Source organism: Rothia sp. HMSC073B08, from assembly GCF_001812975.1.
In the GTDB taxonomy this organism is placed as follows: Bacteria; Actinomycetota; Actinomycetes; order Actinomycetales; family Micrococcaceae; genus Rothia; species Rothia mucilaginosa.
Genome location: NZ_KV811078.1, coordinates 58,741 through 80,614 on the forward strand (window position 1 = coordinate 58,741; position 21,874 = coordinate 80,614).

16 protein-coding genes are annotated in these 21,874 nt (G+C 60.5%); 11 read left to right on the plus strand and 5 right to left on the minus strand.

Annotated elements, in window-relative coordinates:
- The first annotated feature begins 8 nt into the window (after positions 1-8).
- The 9 genes from HMPREF2884_RS06070 (at position 9) to HMPREF2884_RS06110 (ending at position 11,294) form a co-directional block, all read left to right on the plus strand.
- Entirely contained in the window at positions 9-1,007 is a 999-nt protein-coding gene (locus tag HMPREF2884_RS06070) for a bile acid:sodium symporter family protein (RefSeq protein WP_371325921.1), read from the plus strand.
- A 648-nt stretch (positions 1,008-1,655) separates the two neighbouring features.
- Complete coding sequence (locus tag HMPREF2884_RS06075; protein ID WP_070616277.1) at positions 1,656-3,002, plus strand: glycosyl hydrolase family 28-related protein; 1,347 nt, start codon at positions 1,656-1,658, stop codon at positions 3,000-3,002.
- 312 nt (positions 3,003-3,314) lie between these two features.
- Complete coding sequence (locus HMPREF2884_RS06080) at positions 3,315-4,058, plus strand: S-layer homology domain-containing protein (RefSeq protein WP_070616278.1); 744 nt, start codon at positions 3,315-3,317, stop codon at positions 4,056-4,058.
- Between the two features lie 358 nt (positions 4,059-4,416).
- The gene (locus HMPREF2884_RS06085; protein WP_070616279.1) at positions 4,417-5,745 is read left to right on the plus strand and encodes a glycosyl hydrolase family 28-related protein; all 1,329 of its coding nucleotides are present in this window, start codon (positions 4,417-4,419) and stop codon (positions 5,743-5,745) included.
- A 490-nt stretch (positions 5,746-6,235) separates the two neighbouring features.
- Positions 6,236-7,054 carry an S-layer homology domain-containing protein gene (locus tag HMPREF2884_RS06090; protein ID WP_070616280.1) on the plus strand — a complete coding sequence of 273 codons (819 nt, stop codon included), beginning with the start codon at positions 6,236-6,238 and terminating at the stop codon, positions 7,052-7,054.
- A gap of 211 nt (positions 7,055-7,265) precedes the next feature.
- Positions 7,266-8,066, plus strand: a complete 801-nt coding sequence (locus tag HMPREF2884_RS06095) for an exodeoxyribonuclease III (RefSeq protein ID WP_070616281.1) — start codon at positions 7,266-7,268, stop codon at positions 8,064-8,066.
- A gap of 318 nt (positions 8,067-8,384) precedes the next feature.
- Entirely contained in the window at positions 8,385-9,347 is a 963-nt protein-coding gene (locus HMPREF2884_RS06100) for a metal ABC transporter substrate-binding protein (protein WP_070616282.1), read from the plus strand.
- Positions 9,348-9,569: 222 nt separating this feature from the next.
- Positions 9,570-10,409, plus strand: a complete 840-nt coding sequence (locus HMPREF2884_RS06105; RefSeq protein WP_070616283.1) for a metal ABC transporter ATP-binding protein — start codon at positions 9,570-9,572, stop codon at positions 10,407-10,409.
- Positions 10,410-11,294, plus strand: a complete 885-nt coding sequence (locus HMPREF2884_RS06110) for a metal ABC transporter permease (protein ID WP_049346253.1) — start codon at positions 10,410-10,412, stop codon at positions 11,292-11,294. It begins immediately after the preceding gene.
- Positions 11,295-11,388: 94 nt separating this feature from the next.
- Here the strand turns inward: HMPREF2884_RS06110 and HMPREF2884_RS06115 are convergent, their stop codons facing one another.
- The 5 genes from HMPREF2884_RS06115 to dacB all read right to left on the minus strand — a co-directional run bounded on the left by HMPREF2884_RS06115 (position 11,389) and on the right by dacB (position 19,827).
- On the minus strand, positions 11,389-12,120 hold the full coding sequence (locus tag HMPREF2884_RS06115) for a metal-dependent transcriptional regulator (protein ID WP_005504316.1): 732 nt from the start codon (positions 12,118-12,120) through the stop codon (positions 11,389-11,391).
- A gap of 219 nt (positions 12,121-12,339) precedes the next feature.
- A complete protein-coding gene (locus HMPREF2884_RS06120) occupies positions 12,340-12,960 on the minus strand; it encodes a hypothetical protein (protein WP_005507641.1) in 621 nt (206 codons plus the stop codon).
- A 241-nt stretch (positions 12,961-13,201) separates the two neighbouring features.
- Entirely contained in the window at positions 13,202-14,443 is a 1,242-nt protein-coding gene (locus HMPREF2884_RS06125; RefSeq protein ID WP_070616284.1) for an MFS transporter, read from the minus strand.
- A gap of 502 nt (positions 14,444-14,945) precedes the next feature.
- Entirely contained in the window at positions 14,946-18,050 is a 3,105-nt protein-coding gene (locus tag HMPREF2884_RS06130; protein WP_070616285.1) for a DEAD/DEAH box helicase, read from the minus strand.
- A gap of 208 nt (positions 18,051-18,258) precedes the next feature.
- Entirely contained in the window at positions 18,259-19,827 is a 1,569-nt protein-coding gene (gene dacB / locus HMPREF2884_RS06135) for a D-alanyl-D-alanine carboxypeptidase/D-alanyl-D-alanine endopeptidase (protein ID WP_070616286.1), read from the minus strand.
- A gap of 331 nt (positions 19,828-20,158) precedes the next feature.
- On the opposite strand from dacB, the gene ppa reads away from it, so the two are divergent.
- Together ppa and HMPREF2884_RS09180 are read left to right on the plus strand one after the other, a co-directional pair.
- Positions 20,159-20,644, plus strand: a complete 486-nt coding sequence (gene ppa / locus HMPREF2884_RS06140; RefSeq protein ID WP_005504328.1) for an inorganic diphosphatase — start codon at positions 20,159-20,161, stop codon at positions 20,642-20,644.
- A gap of 433 nt (positions 20,645-21,077) precedes the next feature.
- Positions 21,078-21,874: hypothetical protein (locus tag HMPREF2884_RS09180; RefSeq protein WP_141753509.1), on the plus strand; the 797-nt coding region annotated here is incomplete at its 3' end.

Consider the following 21,874-nt stretch of genomic DNA (forward strand, 5'->3'; position numbering starts at 1 on the left):
GGCATAGAATGGACAGCATGCTTTCATCACTTCGCTCCATCAAGCTCGACCCGCTGCTGACCATGCTCATTAGCGCGGTCATCCTCGCAATTATCGTGCCGGCGCGCGGCGACTTCGCCGACTGGTTCAGCACCGGAACGAAGTTCGCGGTCGCCCTGCTGTTCTACCTGTACGGCGCTCGCCTCTCCACCGCGGAGGCTATTCGCGGTCTGACCCACTGGCGTCTGCACCTGATGATTCTGAGCTGCACGTTCGTGCTGTTCCCGCTGGTCGGTTTGGCGCTTTCACCACTGCGTTTTGTGCTCGGTGATGGGCTGTACATGGGCATTCTGTTCTTGACCTTTGTGCCCTCGACCGTGCAGGCATCGATTGCGTTCACCTCGATTGCGGGCGGTAACGTGGCGGCGGCGATTGTGAGCGCTTCGCTCTCTTCGATTGTGGGTGTGGTGGCGACCCCGCTGCTCGCCATGCTACTGATGAACACGGGCCATATTGAGTTCTCCGGAACGGTCTTCCTGGACATCGCCGTTCAGCTGTTCCTGCCGTTCGTGCTCGGTCAGCTGACGCGCCGCTGGGTGGGGGAGTTCGCTAAGAAGCCGACGACCAAGTGGCTGGATAAGTTCTCGGTCATGATGATTGTGTATTCGGCGTTTTCCGCTTCGGTGGTGCAGGGTGTGTGGACGCGCGTGGCGTGGTGGCAGATCGTGCTGCTGGTCGTGCTCATGGCGATTATTGTGGTGTTCATGCTGTGGCTGACTGACCAGTTGGCTAAGCGTCTGGGCTTCAACCGTGCCGACCGCATTACGATTCAGTTCTGCGGTTCGAAGAAGTCGCTGGCGGCTGGCCTGCCGATGGCGATCATTATTTTTGGTGCGGGCTCGCTGGGTCTGATGATGCTGCCGATCATGATTTTCCATCAGGTTCAGTTGATGATTTGTACCTGGCTCGCGGGCCGCTATGCGCGCCTGGATGTGGTGGGTGCCGCCTCCGCGAAGGAAGTTCAGTAGGGGCTTGAATCCTATCTGCTGGGGTTGCTTGCCGGGTGTCTGTTAGAAGTGTCTGCCGGGGTGCTCGCCAGGGTGCCTAGTGGGCTCTCTGGCGGGTGCTATTGGGGGCCTCTGAGTCTGTGAGATAAGCCTCTGATGAGGGGTTTTAATGGGGGACTTTGGGTCGTATCAATCGGTTTATGAAGTGATTTGGCGCGCACTGCCAAAAATTCCCTGACTAGTGCATTTATGTGCAAAATGTGGTATTTGTACTGGTCAGTTGGGTTTTTGTGGGGTATGTGCACTCTATTGCATAAAAGTGACCGAGGAGACAATCAACACTATCGGGCGTTGAGCGGCGAAAAAGCCCCAAATTTGCCCTAGAATGTTTTGTCGTGGGTTAGACAGATTCGCATCCTGTATGCAAGAATTTATGACTCACATGGGAACGGTTGAGATTCACTCCCTCACACCGCCCACGAGCGTTGATGTAGCGGATTCACTCCCCGCCCGCATCCCACATCGGAAGAGATTCACTCACTCAACCGGAAGGAAGCTCAAAACCACTTATTCACTCAAACACAACTGGATACACTCAGCTTAATGACGCGCTTAGATTCCATCTATGCGCTAATCGCTGTTTGTATCCGCCAAGAAAGAGGACACTCCATGGCTACCATCATGAGCGTGAACGTATGCGATTCCAAGTACAACGCTGACCCCACCGGCGTACGAGATTCCACTAGTGCTATCCAGAAGGCTATCGATGATGTTGCTGCGCAGGGCGGCGGCTCCGTGGAGATTCCCGGCGGCATGTACCGCGTCTCCTACCCCTTCATCGAAATGAAGCACCGCGTCGAGATCTTCGGCCACGGTCAGGCAACCCGAATCGTCGCTTTCACCGACAAGAGCATCCCGTCGTCTAAGAACGGTAGCTACGAATGCACCGGCGTTTTCCACACCGGTAGCTACACCACCCCCATGAGCGGTGGCACCAACCAGAACAAGCCCATGCGTATGGGCGTGCGTGACCTGTTCATCCGCACCAACAAGTACAACCTGCCGCTGGATTCTAAGAGCAACCAGATTTTCCTGGAGAAACACACCCAGCCCGTCGACAATGTTGCAGGCGTCATCTTCCACACCCGCATTGCGGACGCTAACCCCGGTGAGCCGGACGCAGTTCCCACCCTGTCCAACATCGAAATCTGGGACACCGCCATTGGCGTTGCGATCCTGGGCCTGGACGACCAGGGCATGAAGATTGACAAGATCCGCATCCGCCAGACCCTGCGCCAGGGCCTGCTGGTCGGTAAGCCTGTCGGCCACCCGCTGCGCCGCCGTGAGGGTGACACCCCCGGCGCGGCAGATAACAAGTTCTCCATGATTGACGTCTCTGACGCAAACATGAGCTTCGGCACCTACGCGGGTATTGAGATTTACACTTCTCAGTCCAAGTTCGAGGCATCCACCAGCTGGTTCAACAAGCGTAACCAGGGTAAGAACGCCCTGTACGAGGTGAAGACCCGCCACGTGGGTGCAGGCTGGTTCATTCAGGGCACCCGCAACATGTTCATTGGCTGCACCGCCCAGGAGAACGCCGGTCACGGCTGGCTCGTGGAGTGGGGTAACAACCAGTTCATTGGCTGCCTGGGTGAGTCTTCGAGCTTCCAGGACGCTGTTACCGGCGCTGCTCGAGGTGACGAGGCGGCGAACTGGTACATTGGCCGTAACGCACGCGGTAGCCGCTTCGTGGCTCCTCGTTCGCACAACCCTTACAGCTGGGCGAAGGCTTCCCTGTACGGTTTCTACATTGAGAACAACATTCGCGATATGCACATTACGACTGCGTCCGCGAAGGATGACCGTATTGGTGAGAACAACATGATTGGCCGCCGTGTTCACGTGACCGGTGCTATGGGCGATAACGTGCTCATTGAGGTGGACCACATCCGCCACGCGACTTTCGCGCCGAAGCAGCTGGAGAAGCGCGGCAACGGCGTGTTCATGGGCTAACCCTCACGGGTTGAGCTACGCGGGCTGAGGCTCGTGATTACAAAATCTTAAAACGCATACGTCTGAGGGGCGGGGAGTAATCCCCGCCCCTCAGACGTTGAAGTTTTTAGTTCCAAAGATTGCTGGGTAACTTTTTTGGCTATTCCCACTACCGAACGCAGCTTTTCTGGGACGGACAGCCGTTTCAATAAGCAAAGATACAAGTGACACATTGCCTACATACAACGGGGTTCAGATTCCTTGATGTGGTGCTAGTATTTAGCTGATTCACTCAACATGTCGTTCTCACATCACCGATTTCTGGAGAGTAACATGACCCCCCTCCCTCGCCCCCTCAAAGCATTGGGGGTAGCAGGTATTGCCGCATCCTTGATGCTGGCGCCCCTCCCCGCACATGCGGAAGGGAACAACCTCTACCGCAACCCCAGTAAATTTTATACTGGCGCAGTTAGTGACTGTCTCCTGGATAAGCAATACGGACGCGGCCAGATAGCAGATATCTGGGCATATTGTAATGGCTTGATTTCTACAAACGTTTACGAAATTCCCAATAGTTCTGCCAGCAGAATGGACGTTATCGCTGCTTTATACCGTCTAGCAGGATACCCTGAAGTCAAAAACCTACCTGAAGTATCCCCATACGCAGACGTGGAGACCTATGAGCCCACCTACCCTCTTGCTATTTGGGCATCACGTGAGGGAATTACAAATGGTTGGTCTGATGGCAAGTTCCATCCCGATGATCGTGCAACTACCAGCACCGTTATCGCTTTCCTCTACCGTGCTGCCGGTAGCCCACAAAAGCTGTGGTACCGCACATGGGAACATTACAACTACGCAGCTAAAGATATTACCCCCATCGGAAAACCTTTCTGGAAAGAAACTTCCTGGTACACCGTAGCTATCGCTCCGTACCCCAAGGTGCCTGTTAATGAAAACGAACCGGATAATCTCAAGACCGCTAAACCCACCACCATCCTTGACAGGAGGACGGTATATTCAATGATTCGAGATTTTCATACTTCCGGGTACCAGGTTGTCGGAACCCACAAATAAAATACGACGCATACGCTTGAGGGGCGGGGATTATTCCCCGCCCCTCAGTTGTTTAACCCGCACCCAAAACAGCCGAAAAACCGTAGAAAAACGGGGCAGGGGAGCGGGCATCACAGTGCCCGGTCATCGCCTCCACACGCTCAATGCGGTACCCTTGAGCAGAAGGCAGGTCTGCCGGTGCACAGACCCACACACGCCAAAACACCCGCAGAAATGCGCCCAACACACCGCACCACACAAACTCAACACTGCACCCACGCAGCACCGTATTCACCGCATACTGCCGTATTCACTCAATTCACTCACCACGCCGCCTTCAGCACCGAACGCGGTACCCATCGAAAGAATTGAGCCACTCATGCCCGATACGCCCATGAGCATCAACGCCATCAACTACGGCGCAGACCCCACCGGTGCCAAAGACTCCACCGCAGCCATCCAGCGCGCCGTTGACGCTGTCGCCGCACGCGGCGGCGGATCCGTAGAACTACCCCGCGGCATCTACCGCGTCTCCTACCCCTTCATCGATATCAAGCACCGTGTCGAAATCTTCGGCTACGGCTCCTCAACCGTCGTCATCGCGCACTCCGACCGCGCCATCCCCACCACCGCCAACGGCCACACCGAATACACCGGCGTGTTCCACGTCGGCAGCTACACCACCCCCGTCTACGGCAACTACAACGCCAACAAGCCCATGCGTATGGGCGTACGCAACCTGCACATCCGCACTAACGCCGCCAACACCCCCATCAGCAGCTACCCGCTCGATGCGCACACCACCCCGCTGAATAACGTCGCCGGCGTCATCTTCCACACCCACCTGACCGGCGACATGCTCAACGAACCGGACATCGTGCCCGTTATCGCCGGCGTGGAAGTCTGGGACACCGCCATCGGCGTTGCCGTGCTCGGCCTGGATGACCAGGGCATGAAAATTGACGACGTGACCATCCGCCGCACCCTCAACCAGGGCCTGCTGCTCGGCAAACCCGCCGGCCACCCCCGCCGCCCCAACGAAGGCCAGAACTCCGGCGCGGCAGACAACAAGCTGCGCGGTATCGACGTTGCCGAGGCGAATCTCAGCGGCGGCTCCTACGCCGGTATTGAGGTGTACGCGGCGCAGGCTAAGTTCGAGAACTGCTCCAGCAACAGCAACCACCGCACCAGCAACAAGAACGCCCTCTACGAGCCCGCCACCCGCCACGCTGGCGCAGGCTGGATCGTGCAGGGTGAACGCAACATGTTCATCGGCTGCACCGCACGCTCCAACGCGGGCCACGGCTGGCTCGTTGAGTGGGCGCACAACATCTTCATCGGATGCGAAGCGGAAGGCTCCAGCTGGGCTGGCACCGTCAGCGGCGCCGCCCGCGCCGACGAGGCCGCCAACTGGTACATCAGCCGTAACGCGCGCGGTACCCGCATGGTCGCGCCTGTCTCCTACAACCCCCCGGAGAAGCCCGCCTCCCTGTACGGCTTCTACATTGAAAACAAGATTTACGACCTGCGCATCACCGAAGGCACCGCCAAGGACGACCGCATCGGTGAGGGTAATATGCTCGGCCGCCGCGTGTACATTACTGGCGCAATTGGCGCAAACGTGGTCATTGAGGTTGAGGAACTGCGCCACTCCACCTCGCCCGCCGGTCAGCTCACCAAGGAAGCTTATAACGTGATGCGCGGCTAGTAGAGGCTAGTAGACACGCCCGAACCGGTCCAGGACTTTCCTGTGAATCGTGAGGGAGGCGCGTGTGCCCTAGTGGGCGCGTTATACCGCCACATGTCGGCTAAGAATCAGGGCAGCTGCGAATGGAATACATACCATTCGCAGCTGCTTTGTCGTTTAGAACAATGTTTAATTTTTAGTTGATAAAAGTCTCAATTAAATATTGAATAAAATATTAATATGTACTTTAAACTTTCTATGGCGGTGTAAAACAGTCCATTCACTGTGCACCACCATAGCCGTGCGACAGCATGCGCAACACGCACATCATTGGTACACATCAAAACCGCGTATCGCCGCACGTCAGCTCCTATTCATTGCCGCTTCTCACTATTCCTCAACGACCACTACCCTTCCCCTTTTCTTATTCGCTCCATTGGCGACCCCGCGGTCGACCCAAAAATCGGTTCCTTCCGGCCGGTTCCCAACCACAATTACATAAGGACAGCCCATGCTTCCGGTTATCTCCCGAGTCCTCACACCCACCACTCGCGCACGCCGCACCTTCGCTCTCACCCTCGCCCTCGCCCTCGCCCTCGGTGCCCTGCCCGTAGGCACCTCCGCCATCGCCTCCCACCAGGCTGTAGCTCACGCCGCCGAACCTGCCGCAGCCAACGGCCTCATCAAACTTCACCAGCCCAAGGACGACCCCAGCTACGTCGAATGCGTCGCCAACTTCCTCGGCACCATGAGCGCCACCCCCGGCGTGTGGGCGGTCTGCCACGGCTACCTCGACAGCGAAGAATACACCGTCACCCGCCGCCACAGCACCGCAACCGTCACCCGCGGCCAGCTGGTGCGCATGCTCTACCGCATGGCGGGATCGCCGACCGTCAAGAACCTGCCCAAGACCTCCCCCTACAAGGATGTGGCAACCACTAACCCGGACTACCCCGCCTACATCTGGGCGGCGGATGCGGGCATCACCTCCGGCTGGGATGACGGGCTCTTCCACCCGGACGAGTACGCCACCCGCCACACCCTCGCCGCGTTCCTGTATCGTGCCGCAGGTAGCCCCGACGGTGCCGCACGCCTGCGACAGATCCGCCGTCCACTACGTGCCGAAGCCAAGAAGGCTGAGCAGTTCAAGACCGAAAACCGCTGGGCAGCCCGCACGCTCGGCACCTACCCCGAAGTGGACCGCGACGGTGACGGCGCGGCAGACGTGGTGGACCCCGCCAGCCCCCTGTACTTCTCCGATGCCCTGTACATGCTCAAGGCGTACGGCGATAAGGGTCTGAAGGTTGTGGGCACTCCCGCCGTTGACTAGGAAGCCGTTGACTAGGGGTAATACCGACTAGATGCAGTGCTGACTAGCGCATATATTCACCGCCCGCCGGTGCGACCCGAAGGTTGCGCAGGCGGGCGGTGCTCTGTTCCGGGTGCTGTGCTGTTCTGGCAGGTTGCGAGCGCCCGTGCCGCCGCGCAATCGCTTCCGTGCAATGAAAGGTGCATGCTCTGCACCCGCTAAGCTAGAAGGCATGAAGATTGCCACCTGGAACATCAACTCAATCCGCGCCCGTGAGAACCGCGTCGAAGACTGGCTCGACGAACACGACGTTGACGTGCTCGCCCTGCAAGAAACCAAAACCAAGGACGAAACCTTCCCCTTCGACCTCTTCGAATTCATGGGCTACGAGGTTGCGCACTTCGGCCTGAATCAGTGGAATGGCGTGGCAATCGCCTCCCGAGTTGGCCTCGAAGATGTGCAGCGCGGCTTCGATAACCAGCCGCACTTCGGCAAGCCCGGCGAGCCCGAGGTGCTGGAGGCGCGCGCTATCGGTGCGACCTGCGGCGGCGTGCGCGTCTGGAGTCTCTACGTGCCCAACGGCCGCGGCCTGACCGACCCGCATATGGACTACAAGCTCCGCTGGATGGAGGCGCTGCGCCAGAACGTGCACAACGAACTGGTGGCTAACCCGCAATCGCAGCTCGCCCTGGTCGGTGACTGGAACGTCGCCCCCGAAGACGCCGACGTGTGGGATATTGACTACTTCCTGCGCAACGAAATGACCCACGTTTCCGAACCCGAACGCCGCGCTTTCGCCGCCCTACTCGAAGAGGGCATGGTGGACGTAGTGCGCCCGCACACTCCGGGCGAGTACACCTACTGGGACTACCAGGCGGGACGCTTCACCAAGGATGAGGGTATGCGCATTGACTTCCAGCTGTTCTCGCCTGCGCTTGCCGCGCGCGTGGAACGTGCCTGGATCGATAAGGTGGAACGCGCCGGTGAAGGCGCAAGCGACCACACGCCGGTCGTGGTTGAGATTGCCGACTAATCCGAGCGCATAGCTTGCCGTAGAACCGCGTGCAGTAAGGAGGCGGGGGAGGGATCCCTCGCCTCCTTACTGTATCTGCTGGTGCTTCTGCCCTGGGTTTCTGCGCGCCTGCTCCTGGGTTTCTGCCAATATTTCGGGGTTTTCTGTGTGGCTTAGTTGAAAAGTTCGGCTAGCCGAACTATTGTTAAATTCCGCCCGGGACGACAGGCAAAAGCGCATTATGATGCCTGCGCAGACACAACCGTGTCCCTAGCGTCCCGGCGCGGCAAACGCATCAACCACATACTCAAACCCGTGACTTCCAATGAAGGATGCCTCATGAACGCTCTCACCCCCGCAGGCAGCAACGCACGCCGCCTCATCCAGGCGCTCTGCGCCGCCCTCGCACTCACCCTGCTACTCGTGCTCACCGGCTGCGGTAGCACTGCCAGCACCACCGATGGCGCTAAGAGCAGTAGCGGCAAGAAGACCGTGCTCACCACCTTCACCGTGCTCGCAGATATCGCCCGCAACGTGGCGGGCGACGACCTGAACGTCGAATCTCTCACCAAGCCCGGCGCCGAGATCCACGAGTACGAGCCCACCCCCTCCGACCTGAAGAAGGCGCACGCCGCCGACCTGGTGCTCGACAACGGTCTGAACCTCGAATCCTGGTTCGCGAAGTTCGTTGAAGAATCCCACGCTAAGCACGTGACTGTCTCCGAGGGGGTCACGCCCATCTCCATTACCGAGGACGCCTACGCGGGCAAGCCCAACCCCCACGCCTGGATGAGCCCCAGCAACGTGCAAAAGTACGTGGACGTGATGATTCGCGAATTTAGCGCCCTCGACCCGGCCCACGCCGCCGACTACAAGACCCGCGGCGAAGCCTACAAGAAGCAGCTACAGGGCGTGCGTGACGAGCTCGTCAAGGAAATCTCCACCCTGCCCGAGAACCAGCGCGCACTCGTCACCTGCGAAGGCGCCTTCTCCTACCTGGCGGCAGACGCGGGCCTGAAGGAAAAGTACATTTGGGCGGTCAACTCCGAACAGCAGGCGACCCCCTCGCAGATTTCCTCCGCGATCGATTACGTGCGCGAGAACCAGGTGCCCGCTGTGTTCTGCGAATCCACCGTCTCTGACAACCCGATGCGCCAGGTCGCAGACGCCACCGGCGCACGATTCGGCGGCGTGCTCTACGTGGACTCGCTCTCCGAAGCGAACGGCCCCGTGCCCACCTACCTGGACATGATCCGCTACGACGCACGTACCATCGTTGCGGGCCTCAAGGGCAACTCCTAAACCCGGCATAAACCCCGAATAAACCCGGCATAAACCCGGGCCAACCCCGGCATCGAAAACCCTGGGTAAACCCCAAACCCCCGATAGGATAGGAGGGGCGTCGCCTTCTTGGCTCCGCTCCTCCCACGCCGTTAACACTCGCTCACACAGCACCCACTCAGCAACACGCAAGCAAGTACACCCGCCCCACGCATACGGTGACCACCAGAAAGAACACAAGGAATGAGCACTCTTCTCAGCTGCGAAAATGTGCACGTGAACTACGGGCCAGTCCGCGCCCTCACTGGCGCATCCTTCACCCTGGACACCGGGCGTATCTGCGGCCTGATCGGCATGAACGGCTCCGGCAAATCCACCCTTTTCAAAGCCATCATGGGGGTCGTACCCATGCACGCCGGCAGCATCACCCTCGACGGGCAGCCCGTCGGCGGTAACCGTGGCAGCCGCGGCAAGAACGCGCACCATCACCGCGCCGGGCTCGTCAGCTACGTGCCGCAGAGCGAAGAAATCGACTGGACCTTCCCCATCTCCGTGCGCGAGGTGGTCAGCATGGGACGCTACCGCAACCTCGGCATCACCCGCCGCCTGCGTGCCGCAGACCGTGCCGCCGTGGATGAGGCGCTCGCCCGCGTGGAACTGACCGACCTTGCCGACCGTCAGATTGGGGCGCTTTCGGGCGGTCAGCGTAAGCGCGCCTTCGTGGCACGCGCTATCGCTCAGGGCGCCCAGCTGCTGCTGCTGGATGAGCCTTTCGCCGGCGTGGACAAGCGTAGCGAAGCGATGCTCATTCAGGTCATCGAACAGCTGCGTGACGAGGGCGCGACCGTGCTGGTTTCCACGCACGACTTGGCGAGCCTGCGCCAGTTCGCCGACGAGGCGCTACTGCTACGCGGCGATATTCTGATGCACGACACCCCCGAGAAGGTGCTCGCCCCCGAGAACCTGGTGCGTGCCTTCGGCATGGAAGTGGACGCCGGCGCGTCGGTCGCTACCGGTGCCGCTGCCCCCGGCGCGGCTACCTCCGGCACTACTACGAACAGCTCTGCGGAAGGGAAGAACTAAATGGACATCCTCAACTTTCTGGTGGAGCCGCTGACCCTGCCCTTCATGCTCCGCGCATTCGTGGTCACCGTGCTTGCCGCCGCCGTCTGCGCTCTGCTCTCCTGCTGGCTCGTGCTGCTCGGCTGGTCACTTATGGGGGATGCCATTTCGCACGCGGTGCTACCCGGTGTGGTGCTCGCCTATATTTTTGGTGCGCCCTTCGCAGTGGGTGCGGTGGTTGCCGCCCTCGTGGCGGTAACTCTTATCGGCGGGGTGCGGCGCAGCGGCCGCGTGCGCGAGGACGCCGCGATCGGCATCGTGTTCACGACCATGTTTGCGTTCGGTCTGGTGCTGATTTCGGTTACGCCGTCGAATACCGACCTGAACCATATTCTCTTCGGTAACGTGCTGGGCGTGTCCTGGTCGGACGTCTGGCAGGTCGCCATCCTCGCGGTGATTGTTGCCGCCGTGCTGCTGGTCAAGCGCCGCGACTTCGTGCTGTACGCCTTCGACCCGGGCTTTGCGCAGGCGGTGGGGTTGCGTCCGCGTCTGCTCGGCGCGCTGCTGCTCATTATGCTGGCGCTAACCTCCGTGGTGGCACTGCAGATCGTGGGTGTGGTGCTGGTCGTGGCGATGCTCGTCATCCCCGGCTCCACCGCGCGCCTCATCACGGACCGGTTCGTGCCGATGCTCGCGGTGAGCGTGGGAGTCTCCCTGGTGGGCACGCTGACCGGCTTGTACGCCAGCTACTACGCGGACGTATCCCCCGGTGGTGCCGTGGTCGTCACGCAGGGCATACTGTTCGCCCTGGCGTACGTATTCGCCCCGCGCTACGGTCTGCTGGGCAGGATGCGCGCCCGCCGACTCAGCACTGCCGCAACGAAAACTGAGCCCTCAGCTTCCTAAAACTAACTCAATACAGCGCTAGGCGGAGGCCCTTCATGGGACCTCCGCCTAGCGCTATTTTCTGAAATTCTAGGGTGCCGCTACCGCCCTGTATCTAGCGCACCGTGCGGGACACGAACAGGGAGGCGGTCGCCTCCGCACCCAACGGAATAATGGTACCGCCGGGCTTCACCGCACCGGCCGCGTCCGTCTCGTGCAGGTTGCCGGAACCGGCACCGACCACGCTCACGTTCACCGCCTCCGAGAAGGGCGCACCCTCCTCAATGTGTAGGCGCACGCCGGGCACAAAGCCGTGGCCCTGCAGGTAGCGCAGCAGGCGCGGGTCGTCATCGTTAATGCGTTCGAGCACGACTGTTTCGCCGGGTTCGCACTGGCTCAGCGGCACGGTCTGCGGAAAACTAATATGCCCCGAAGAATCCGGGATCGGGTCGCCGTGCGGGTCGCGGGTCGGGTGCCCCAGCAGGGTGTCGATGCGGTCCACCATGAAGTCGGATACCGCGTGCTCCAGAACCTCCGCCTCGTCGTGCACACGGTCCCAGGTGTAGCCGAGGGTCTCCACGAGGAACGTCTCAATGAGGCGGTGGCGGCGGATCATTGCCAGCGCGTAGGAGCGGCCGGTTTCAGTGAGCTCAATAGCGCCGTAGGGCTGATGCTCGATCAGGTCGGCGGCGGCGAGGCGCTTGAGGCCGTCAGATACCGAAGAAATGCGCAGGCCCATGCGTTCTGCCAGGGCGGATGCGGTGGCAGGGGTTTTGGTCCATTCTTCGAGGCTCCAGATTTCCTTGAGGTAGTTCTGGGTGCTGACGGAAAGTTCTGAAAGAGGCATAAAGATAAGTTTACCTTTTCTCTGGTTTTGCCCGTCGAGCTACAGGGTATTCAGCGCGGGCTTAAAAAGCGTCCCGCCCGGATAGTTCACCCCTGGCAGGGGGCGACCATCACGGGCGGGATCAGGTGTTCGGTTCCGCGCCGGCAGGTACAGAAGGCTGGCAGGTACCAGGTACGAAAGGCTGGCAGGCGCGAAAGAATGAGGGATGCGCGGCGGCGGTTAGGTGGCGCGGCGGCGCGAACGGTCAATACGGGTCAGCAGTTCGATGAGCGCACCGCGTGCCGCCTGCTCCTCGTGCCAGAGGGAGCGGACGAGGGTGCGGCTGACTGCCTGGGTGGTGATGCCGAGTGCGGTTGCGGCGGCCTTCTGCTGGCCGCGCACGCCGGGTACAAGCAGGTTTACTACGCGCCATTCGGCGTCGGTGCGGTCGGCACATACGCGGTAGAGCAGGCGTGCGGAGCCTGCGGCGAGGTCGGCGAGGTGGCGGTTGTCAGCGCTGACGCTGATGCAGCGTACGGGTGCGCCTCCTTGTGCTTCTTCGACGGCGAGGCGTGAGAATTCGAGGGCGTCGCCGGTGCAGTCGGTGGTGCTGACGGCACCGAGTGCGCCTGCGAATCGGGGGATGTTGAGCTCGCCGATTCCGATGCCGACCCAGAAGCCGTTATCGCGCGCGGCAATGAGCGCCGCGTGGAGTGCGTCGCTGGCGCGGTCGAAGGCGCCCTGAATTTCGTCAGGGTATGTCTGGGCGAAGGCAACACGCGGGTTGAGCTTTGCGAGTTCGTCCGACAGTGCAGTGAGTGAGTGCTGTGCGGAACGTTGAATAAAGGTTAGAACGAACACCTTCCTATTATGCCGTAAAACCTTCAACAAGCGGCGTAAGGTTCGCCGTAATACCGGCAACATTTAAACCCCTAAAAATGCGCATTGATAAGGGGAATTATCGTGAGAATGCACTGTGTGCAGAAATCCTCGAAAGGACGTAGAACACCCCCGAAAGGAAAATAATTTTCATGCAAGTGCACGTTGAATTATTCGCTTTCGGGGGCGTTGAGTGGAGTTGATAGACGGGGCTACCGCGGAACTACTGTGCGTTCGTTACCTGCGAGATATGGGGCAGCTGACGCAGCGGCTTCTGGAATACCATCACCACCAGCGACAGGAAAATGAACACCGCGTAGAACAGCGCCGTGTACGTAATACCCCAATCAACAATGAGGAAGCCTGCCAGCAGAACAGCCAGCGGGGTCAGCGCCATGTTCGGGATGCCCTGCACCGAGTGCACGCGACCGATCATGTGTTCCGGGGTGGATGCGTTGATGTACGCAATGATGCTCGAATTGAAGGAGGGGAGCACAATGCCCGCCAGCACAATCAGCAGGCACACCGCCCACAGCATCGAATGAACCACCGGCAACAATAGGTAGCAGGCCGACATGATGGCCAGGGAGGTGATACCGAGCGGGCCGAGCGCAAACTTCTCGGTCAGCGGGCCGACCAGGAACGAGCCGAGCAGCACGCCCACGCCGAAGGCGCTCGCAAAGATGCCGATGAAGAGCGGGTGTGCGCCCTCCAGGGTGTAGTAGTAGATGAAGGTGAGCGGAATACCGACCGTTCCAAAGTTTGCAAGCGTTGAAACGAACGCAATGGACACCAGCACCTTGTTCTTCAGGATGTACTCGAAACCGGCTTTTGAGTCCTGCCAGAAGCTGGTTTTCTCCCCTTCCTCCTCTTCCGCGGGCTGCCGACTAGCGCCGTAGCTCTTGGGTGCGACGATGAATGCCAGCAGGTTGATGACCGCGTGAACTGCGGTCATGAGCACGGTCGAGAAGCCGATAATGATGCCGGCGACCGGGCCGCCCAGCAGGTTAGCGGTGGACTCACGCGTCTCGCCCATACCGGAGGCGTACCCCAGGTGTTCCTTGGGGACTACACGGGTGATGATGGACTGCTCGCTCGGGTAGTCGAAGGTGGAAATGATGGCGGCGAGAGAAATCGTGATCACCAAAACGTAAATGTTGGTGACGTTGAAAACGAGGTAGAGAAGAATCGCCACCCAGGACAGTGACTGGCCAATACAGGACAGCGCCAGGCACTTTGAGGGGCCGATTCTGTCGACCCACGTTCCAGATACTGCTCCGGCGCAGGTGGCGAGAACACCCGCGACGAAGAGGGTGATACTCGCGGCCTCGGGGGAGCCGGTCAGCGCCAAAATAATGATGGGCGTGGTGATATAACTCATCGAGTCTGAGAGCTGGTTGGCTCCAATGGCGAAGAGAGTATTTCGAAAATCTCTATTCTTGAGTAGCTCGGTGTTGACACTCATGGGGGACCTCCACGATGGGGTTTATGGTGTCGCGCGGCGTGCAATCCGTCGTGCGTAGTTCATTGTGCGCAATTCGTAGCGCGCAATCGTATGAGTGAATACCCAGACAGTCGGCTGCGCCTGCCTGTATTCGTCTGTTTTTGCCTGTGCCCGCCGGTCATCACGGGGTGGTTGAGGATGCACGGGGCGGCTCATCGGGAGCCCCCGCACAAGAAGTGTGTCGCGCGATACTTTAGATTCTATAAGAGATGTGAATCATATACATGAACGCTAGTTGAAAAACTTTCCTCATTTTGAGTATTGACATTAGGGTTAGTTTGACTATAATTCATTCTTGGTGTTTCCGCCCAACTAAACCTCGGCTGAACCTCAGCTAAACCCGATTCTGGGCACACCAAAGACACCCGCAACCAGGCTCCGCCAGACCCTGTTACAGTCAGACCCGCAACGTAGCTGGCGGGGGAGTGTAGAAGAGCGCAGAATAAGGGCCGCACTGGGGGTGCTACTCCACCAGGCCCGCGAAGCCCGACAGAGCCAGTACCTCCTCGACATCCTGCGGCACCGAACGCGCCACCCACGGCGAATGCACCAACACCGCCTGCCACTGACCGCGCGACACAGCCACATTCAAACGATTCGGCGACAGCACAAACCCGGCACCGCGCCCAGAATCAACCCGCGACGATGCCAACGACACCAACACCACCGCAGCCTCCTGACCTTGGAACTTATCCACCGTGCCCACACGCACGCCAGCACCCGAAGAATCCGCCAAACCAGCAGCAATCAGCGCCTCACGCACACAATCAACCTGCGCGTTATACGCCGCCACCACAATGCAATCCTCCGCCGCCAACGGGCGCGGCTCAGCACCAGCCGCCGGAACCCACTCACGACCCAACAACTCGCGCACGCAATCCACCACCGCCTGCGCCTCCTGCACAGAACGCACCGAACAACCCGCATGCTCCACCGGATACGACACCACACCCGGCGCAACACCCTGCAGGGCGCGACCAGCCGTCGCCGCCGCGCTCGCCAATGCGCCATCATACGACAGCCACGAAACCCGCTCGCACAATGCCGAATCCATGCGCCACGACTCACCCAAGAAATAGCCAAAACGAGGATCCAGCGCCGCCGCCCCATCAGACAACCAGCCCAGCGCCGAAGCATCCACCGGGTACGGGTGCACACCCGTCGACACCTGCGGCAACTGCTGCGGATCGCCCAACAGCAGCACCGAACGCGCCGCACGAGCCGCCGCCACCGTATTCGTCAGAGAGAACTGGCCCGCCTCATCAACCACCAGAACATCCAGCGACTCGGCAGGCACACGACGCTCACTCACGTAATCCCACACCGTGCCGCCAAACAGCAGGCCGCCCGCACCAGAAATCAGCTCCACCAGCTCAGAATCAGACACCTCAGACCACGGGGCGTCCGGAGTCACCGACTTGCCGCGCAGACGCACCGCACGCGAAACATCAAAACCATCGCGGGCACAGCACGCCGCCATGAGGTTCTCAATCACCGCATGCGACTGAGCCACCACGCCCACCTTCGCGCCCTCCGCCACCAGGCACGCAATCACATGCGAGGCGAGGAAGGTCTTACCCGCACCCGGAGGGCCCTGAACCGCCACATAGGAATGGTCGAGAGCGCGAACCGCCGCGTGCACGGCATCCACCGTGGGCAGGTTAGAGCCGGAAAAATCAACCTCACGGGGTAGATTTTCTGCATTTTTGGCGTTAGATGCGCTCCTCTTGAGGCGCGGTGCGCGGCGGAACAGCAAATCCGCGGAGGCGCTCTTCACCCCCGTCAGCGAAGCCGCCGCATCGAGTACGCTCGGCAGGGCGCGGGGCGGGTCAGAGGTCTCGGCGGACTCGCTGGAAGCTTCGGAACCCTCGCCGGGCACGGGGCCATTAAGCACGGGGTCGTTGGGCATGAGCGCACCATCGAAAAGCAGCCCGTGCACATCGGCCTGCAAAGCTGCCTCAATCGTCGCCGTAGACACCGGATCGCCAGGACCAATACCCGAAGGCAGGGCACGGTGCGGCTCATCCTTCACGCGGATGCGCTCCTGCAGAAGCACCTCCAGGAACTCACCGGTCGACTCTTCTGCTACCTCTTCGGAGCCTTCGGATCCGGCACCGAAACCACCCTGCGCCACAGCCAGCACACGCATGCCAAAGAAGCCCGTCGCCGCCAACTCGGCGGGCACACGCTCACCCGGATTCGACGCACGGAAATAATTCACCTGCGACTCCATACGGTCCAGCGCAATCTGCGGGCTCAAACCCGCATCATACGCACAAAAAACCGCACGGTCAGAGGGCGCAATCACCAGGCTCGGGTCAGCATCAATTCGCGCACGCAACAGGCGCACCTGCGCGCCGCGCACACGATACCAGCCGGGGGCGTCTTCAACCTCGGTGGGCTCCTTCATGGCGGCGGCAAGCGCCTCCAGGTCTGCGGGGGTGTTCAGAAGAGCATGCGCATGCTCCACCGAAAGCACCTGCACTCGATCAAGGTACGCGTAATCGCGGCTCGCCACCCACGCCGTCGGGCCGTCCTCCAGGCGGCGAATGTGCTCCCGCCAGAACGGGGCGCGCTCACGGCGGTGGTAGTTCGTCATGGACAGCAGCATCGCCGCCTCAAGCTCGCCGGCACCCCAGCCGTGCTCCGCCGCGTGCTCCTCCAGGGAGGCGAGCTGGGCATCCAGCAGGCACTGCAGGCGGTACTGTTCGCTGTCGTTCTCCATCGCGGCGGGTACCCGGTACATGACCGGAGGCTCCTCAGTCTCGGGGTCTTCGGCAGTGTCTTCAACGGCGTCTTCGGTGACGAGTTCCGGGGCTTCGGTCGCGAGGGCAAGAGATGCCGCCGCGTTCAGGCACGCCGGGCACTCGTCGCAGGTCAGAAAATAGGGGATGCGCTCGGCAAGTTCCGCCGGTTCTACACCCTCGTTCAGCGCCTCGGTGAGCAGCAGGAGGCGCTGCTCCTGCAGGCGAATCAGCGGCAGAATACGCGACGAATCAACCCGATGAGGTTGAGGAACGGGGGAGTGGTGCTCAGAGGGTTCCGATTCGGACCCCGCGCAGTACTCATTTGCGCCGTGCTCCAGATGAAGGTCGAGGCGCCTCACATTCTCGGCATTCTCGGTGCTCGCGGTTGCACTAGCGGTCAGCAGGTGAGCCGCCAGGGCACCGCGCAATAGCGCCCGATGCGCCGCCTCACTCAGATGCGGGGTGCAGACGATTCGGGCGGTATTGCTCTCGGCGGTGCTGTTCTCAGGCGAGTACTCCAGACGGTCGAGCTCCACCGTGTAGGTCAGTCCCGCCGCGGAGGTCGCCACCAGGGGCACCGGGCGCGGTGTGCCGCCCGAGTGCTCACCGCCGACTACTTCACCGCTGACTACTCCACTGCCGACCATGCCACCTTCGGTTAGTACTTGCAGGCACTCGCGGTACACTTCGTGGGCGCGCTCGGACTTCTCGGGGGTCGGGTGGGCAGACTGCTTCTGCGCACGCTCCCGAAGCTCGGTGTAGAGCCGCAACTCGCAGGTGGAGGTGGCGGTCAGATCAGCGAGGGTGAAGGTAAGGTCCATGGTGACTTTTCTGCTGGAGGAGAGAGAAATAGGGCGGGAGTGAAACCCCGCCGTAGGGAGCGGGCGCGAGTCCCGGTTGAGGAGTCTATCGGCACCCCGTGCCCCCTCGCCCCGAGAGGTTGATTTTCAGGTTTCACGTGAAACACTACAGAAAATCAACCTGCACGGGGTGATTCAGGGGGCTTTCGGGGCTATCCGGGCATACACGCTAGGAGGCTGCACCCGCCGCAGCCGCGGTAGAAACTGCCGCCGAAGCGCTCGGCGCTACCGCAGAGGGAGCAACAGAAGCACTCGGCGCGGTCGAACGGTTCGCAATCGCCGCCGCCGCCGCGTCCACGCGTTCCTTCGCGGCGGGCAGTGCATCCGAGCCGCCCAGATCGTTCAGAATAATCACGAAAATCAGGCGGGTGCCGTCGGGTCGGGTTGCCACACCGCACAGCGAAGATACCGTGTACAGGGTGCCGGTCTTCGCCTGTACAAAAGTGCGCGCGTGCACGGCGTTCGCCGCACCAAAACGACCGGACAGAGTGCCGCTCACGCCCGCGACCGGGAACGTGCTCATCAGCTGCTCCGCATGCTCATCAGCATTCAGCAGAGCCACGACCTGCACGAGGGTTCGGGCGGTCACGCGGTCCGTCAGCGACATGCCGCACACGTCTGCCTGCACCAGGTTTTCAATGTTCACGCCGGCATCCACGAGTGCCTGGCGCACGGTCTGCTGTGCCGCCTCGCCGCTACCTTCCTTACCTGCGGCAATGGCGGCGCAACGGCCAAGCACCTCAGCCAGGGCGTTATCGGATTCGAGCATCATGTGCTGTGCCTGCTCCAGCAGGGTTGCCGATTCGACCGCGGCGATTTCGGTTGCTTCCGCGGGGGCGGTGCGGCGCTCTGCGAGGGTGAAGCTCATGCCGGATTCCTTGCCGGCGGTGTTGAGCGCATCCACGAACGCCTGCTGGGCGGCAACCGCCGCATCGTCCGGGCGTACCGGGTTTCTTGCGGTGGACTTGCCCGGCACCGTGTGCGATTCGAGTGCAATCGGGTGAATGGGCGTGATTTGGCCGGACGCCACGTCGGCGTCATCCCAGCCGGGGTTTACGCCGGGGCCGGTGAAGAAGGTGCCGTCAAGGTAGACGGGCAGCGCCGCGGTCGGCTTCTCGCCCTGAAGAAGCGCCTTCACGGTCAGCTCGGCGAGGGTGGTGAGGCCTGCGCGTCCGACAATCTGCTTCGGGTTGGAGGCGCCCGCACCGAGCAGGGTGTCGCCGCCTGCCATGAGGTACAGTCCGGCGGCGTCGCGGGTGACGCGGGTGCGCAGGCGTGCCTGCAGGTTCGCGTAGTGGTTGAGCGCGAACAGGGTCAGCACCTTAAAAGTGGAGGCGGGCACGCGCGCGGTGTCGGCGTTGGTGGCGTACAGGTCGGCGGGTGCGGTGGTTGCCTTGATGCTGGGCAGGTTGCCGTCCATGCCGGTGACGAGCAGACTGTACTGCGGGTAGGTGCCGTCCGCGAAGAGCGCGGTGAGGGCGGCACGTAGCTGTTCCAGTTCCGCTTCGGGTAGTGCGGGTGCGAGGGTCGGGGTGGCGCTGGGGGTTGCGGAGGCGGTCGCCTCGGCGGTGCCGTCGGGGCTGCCGGTTGCGCTGCCGGTGGGGCTTGCGGAACCTTCGGGGCGTTTCTGTTCGGTTGCGGCGGATCCGCAGGCGGTGAGGAGGAGCATGCCGCCGAGGGTGAGCGCGGCGCGGCGGGTGAGGGTGGTGGTCTGGGCGTTGTGCTTGTTGGAAGGCATCTTTTGAGCATAGCGGGCAGATGGGGTGCCTATCGAATTTACGCGCCGGTGCTGGGATGCTCATGCAACGCTCCTGCTGCCCTTCACAAACCCTATCTGGGGCGCCCGGCACGGCGGCCGGGTGTGGCGGCGGGGTGCGCTGGCGGGCGCGGGACTAGGCGGAACGTTAACTGTGGTGTGAGCGTGGTAAATTACGCTGGTTTTGGCGCCGAATACGCGGTTTCGGTGTGGGTGAACGGGTTACAATGGGTGAGTTCAACACCTAACTTTCGCACCTTGCGCGCCAAAGTCGCCGCGAAAGTGACTCTAACTCACGAGAAAGAAGGTTCCGATGGAACTCGACGTCACTATTGAAATTCCCCGCGGCTCCCGCGTGAAGTACGAAGTGGACCACGAGACCGGCCGCCTGCGCCTGGACCGTGTGCTGTTCACCTCCATGCAGTACCCCACCGCTTACGGCTACTTCGAGAACACCCTCGGTGAGGACGGCGACCCGCTGGACGCAATGCTGATCCTGGATGTTGACGTTGTTCCCGGCGTGCTGGTTGAGTCCCGCCCGGTCGCAGTGTTCAACATGACCGATGAGGCTGGCGGCGACGCTAAGGTTCTGTGCGTTCCCACCGACAAGCGTTACGACCACATCAAGTCCCTGGCTGATGTTCCCGAGCAGCTGAAGGCTGAGATTCAGCACTTCTTCGAGCGTTACAAGGACCTGGAGCCCGGCAAGTGGGTTAAGGGCGAGGGCTGGGAAGACCTGGCTGCTGCTGAGAAGATGGTCCAGGAGGCTATCGACCGTTTTGCAGCTGAGGGTCACTAAGCTGCCGCACCGTTAGGTGCACCCGGTTTTGTAGGGGGCGTGTTCCCTGCGTCTGGTTCGTGCGAGTTTTCGTACGTGCTGGAGGCGGTGGGCACGCCCCCTTTTGTTGTGCTCGGAGTTGTTGCCCAGGGCTTTGTAGAGGTCGATTTCAACAAGTACTTTGCGCGGTGGGGCTTGTAATATTTCTGAAAGTTCAGATTTTAAAGATATTTCTAAAGTTCTAGTTACATAAATATTCAAGTTTAAAGTGAGATTTTAATAAACTTCAAGTTTATATTGATATATATTTTTTCACGAGAATGAAATATTTGCTTGTGAATACTCGAAACGGTGAATTTTCAGAGTAGGGTTGAAGGAGTGTGGTGTATAGAGCGTCGACGAAGCGTAAACGCCACACACTATTGTCATCACTCAACTTAATTTAAGGACTATCATGTCTGAACTGTCACGCCGGCATGTGTGCCGGCTTTCGTCATTTGCCCTGGTAAGTTTCTTCGCAGCACCTCAGAGCACGGCATGGGGTATTCAGGGCTCTGTTGGGTCTCCCCAGCAAATAGATGGATGCACTGTTGCCCCGCTTCGTGAAGCATGGGTGCCGACTAATGGTGCAGATAATGTCATTCTGTGGTTTCAGCTTCTTCCCTTTTCGGGCCCTTTTGTAGGGGTGCATGCGCTTCCGTCGGTAGAACTGATGGGGAATCAAGAAGAGTCAGCCTTATATGAGGTAATTCGTCCCCATATTCACCGTGATACAGGGCAGTGGCTGTCTAAAATTCCTTCGGGTCAGCAGATTGTGGTTGAGCTTGAACAGCTGAGTGGATCGCAAGAATACATGGTGCAGATGAGCCGTTGGCAGCCGGGTTCTATGGGATTGACAAGCCATTCTCCTGAGGGGTACCCGGCTGCACCATCACTGACAGTGCGTGAAGACTCGGGTCTGAAGGTGGTTCGTGCGCGTGGTGCCTCAACGGAGAGCACTGAGTATTTTTGTGGTGTCTACCAAGGGGAGATGAAGGGAAACGCATCCCTTGGAGAAGATGACGGTGCGTTTATTCAAGCTCAGCGCTGGGAATGGGGTCTTGAGGTAGATAAAGATATTTCTCAGCCGGAAGAGTTGTTTCAACGAGGGTGCTTTGGCGTGTATTTCCCGGGTCGTAGCGAATACGGCGGATCTACTGTGTCGGCTTCCTATCGGATTAGTGGCTCTTCCGAGTTGAGTGTGGGTGACCG

What these genes read in the sequence shown, in the direction of transcription:
- HMPREF2884_RS06090 (WP_070616280.1), top strand. Translation starts at nt 6,236, where the DNA reads ATGCTTCCGGTTATCTCCCGAGTCCTCACACCCACCACTCGCGCACGC.
- HMPREF2884_RS06110 (WP_049346253.1), top strand. Translation starts at nt 10,410, where the DNA reads ATGGACATCCTCAACTTTCTGGTGGAGCCGCTGACCCTGCCCTTCATG.
- HMPREF2884_RS06100 (WP_070616282.1), top strand. Translation starts at nt 8,385, where the DNA reads ATGAACGCTCTCACCCCCGCAGGCAGCAACGCACGCCGCCTCATCCAG.
- HMPREF2884_RS06130 (WP_070616285.1), bottom strand. Translation starts at nt 18,050, where the DNA reads ATGGACCTTACCTTCACCCTCGCTGATCTGACCGCCACCTCCACCTGC.
- ppa (WP_005504328.1), top strand. Translation starts at nt 20,159, where the DNA reads ATGGAACTCGACGTCACTATTGAAATTCCCCGCGGCTCCCGCGTGAAG.
- HMPREF2884_RS06070 (WP_371325921.1), top strand. Translation starts at nt 9, where the DNA reads ATGGACAGCATGCTTTCATCACTTCGCTCCATCAAGCTCGACCCGCTG.
- HMPREF2884_RS06085 (WP_070616279.1), top strand. Translation starts at nt 4,417, where the DNA reads ATGCCCGATACGCCCATGAGCATCAACGCCATCAACTACGGCGCAGAC.
- HMPREF2884_RS06080 (WP_070616278.1), top strand. Translation starts at nt 3,315, where the DNA reads ATGACCCCCCTCCCTCGCCCCCTCAAAGCATTGGGGGTAGCAGGTATT.
- HMPREF2884_RS06095 (WP_070616281.1), top strand. Translation starts at nt 7,266, where the DNA reads ATGAAGATTGCCACCTGGAACATCAACTCAATCCGCGCCCGTGAGAAC.
- HMPREF2884_RS06105 (WP_070616283.1), top strand. Translation starts at nt 9,570, where the DNA reads ATGAGCACTCTTCTCAGCTGCGAAAATGTGCACGTGAACTACGGGCCA.
- dacB (WP_070616286.1), bottom strand. Translation starts at nt 19,827, where the DNA reads ATGCCTTCCAACAAGCACAACGCCCAGACCACCACCCTCACCCGCCGC.
- HMPREF2884_RS06075 (WP_070616277.1), top strand. Translation starts at nt 1,656, where the DNA reads ATGGCTACCATCATGAGCGTGAACGTATGCGATTCCAAGTACAACGCT.
- HMPREF2884_RS06115 (WP_005504316.1), bottom strand. Translation starts at nt 12,120, where the DNA reads ATGCCTCTTTCAGAACTTTCCGTCAGCACCCAGAACTACCTCAAGGAA.
- HMPREF2884_RS06125 (WP_070616284.1), bottom strand. Translation starts at nt 14,443, where the DNA reads ATGAGTGTCAACACCGAGCTACTCAAGAATAGAGATTTTCGAAATACT.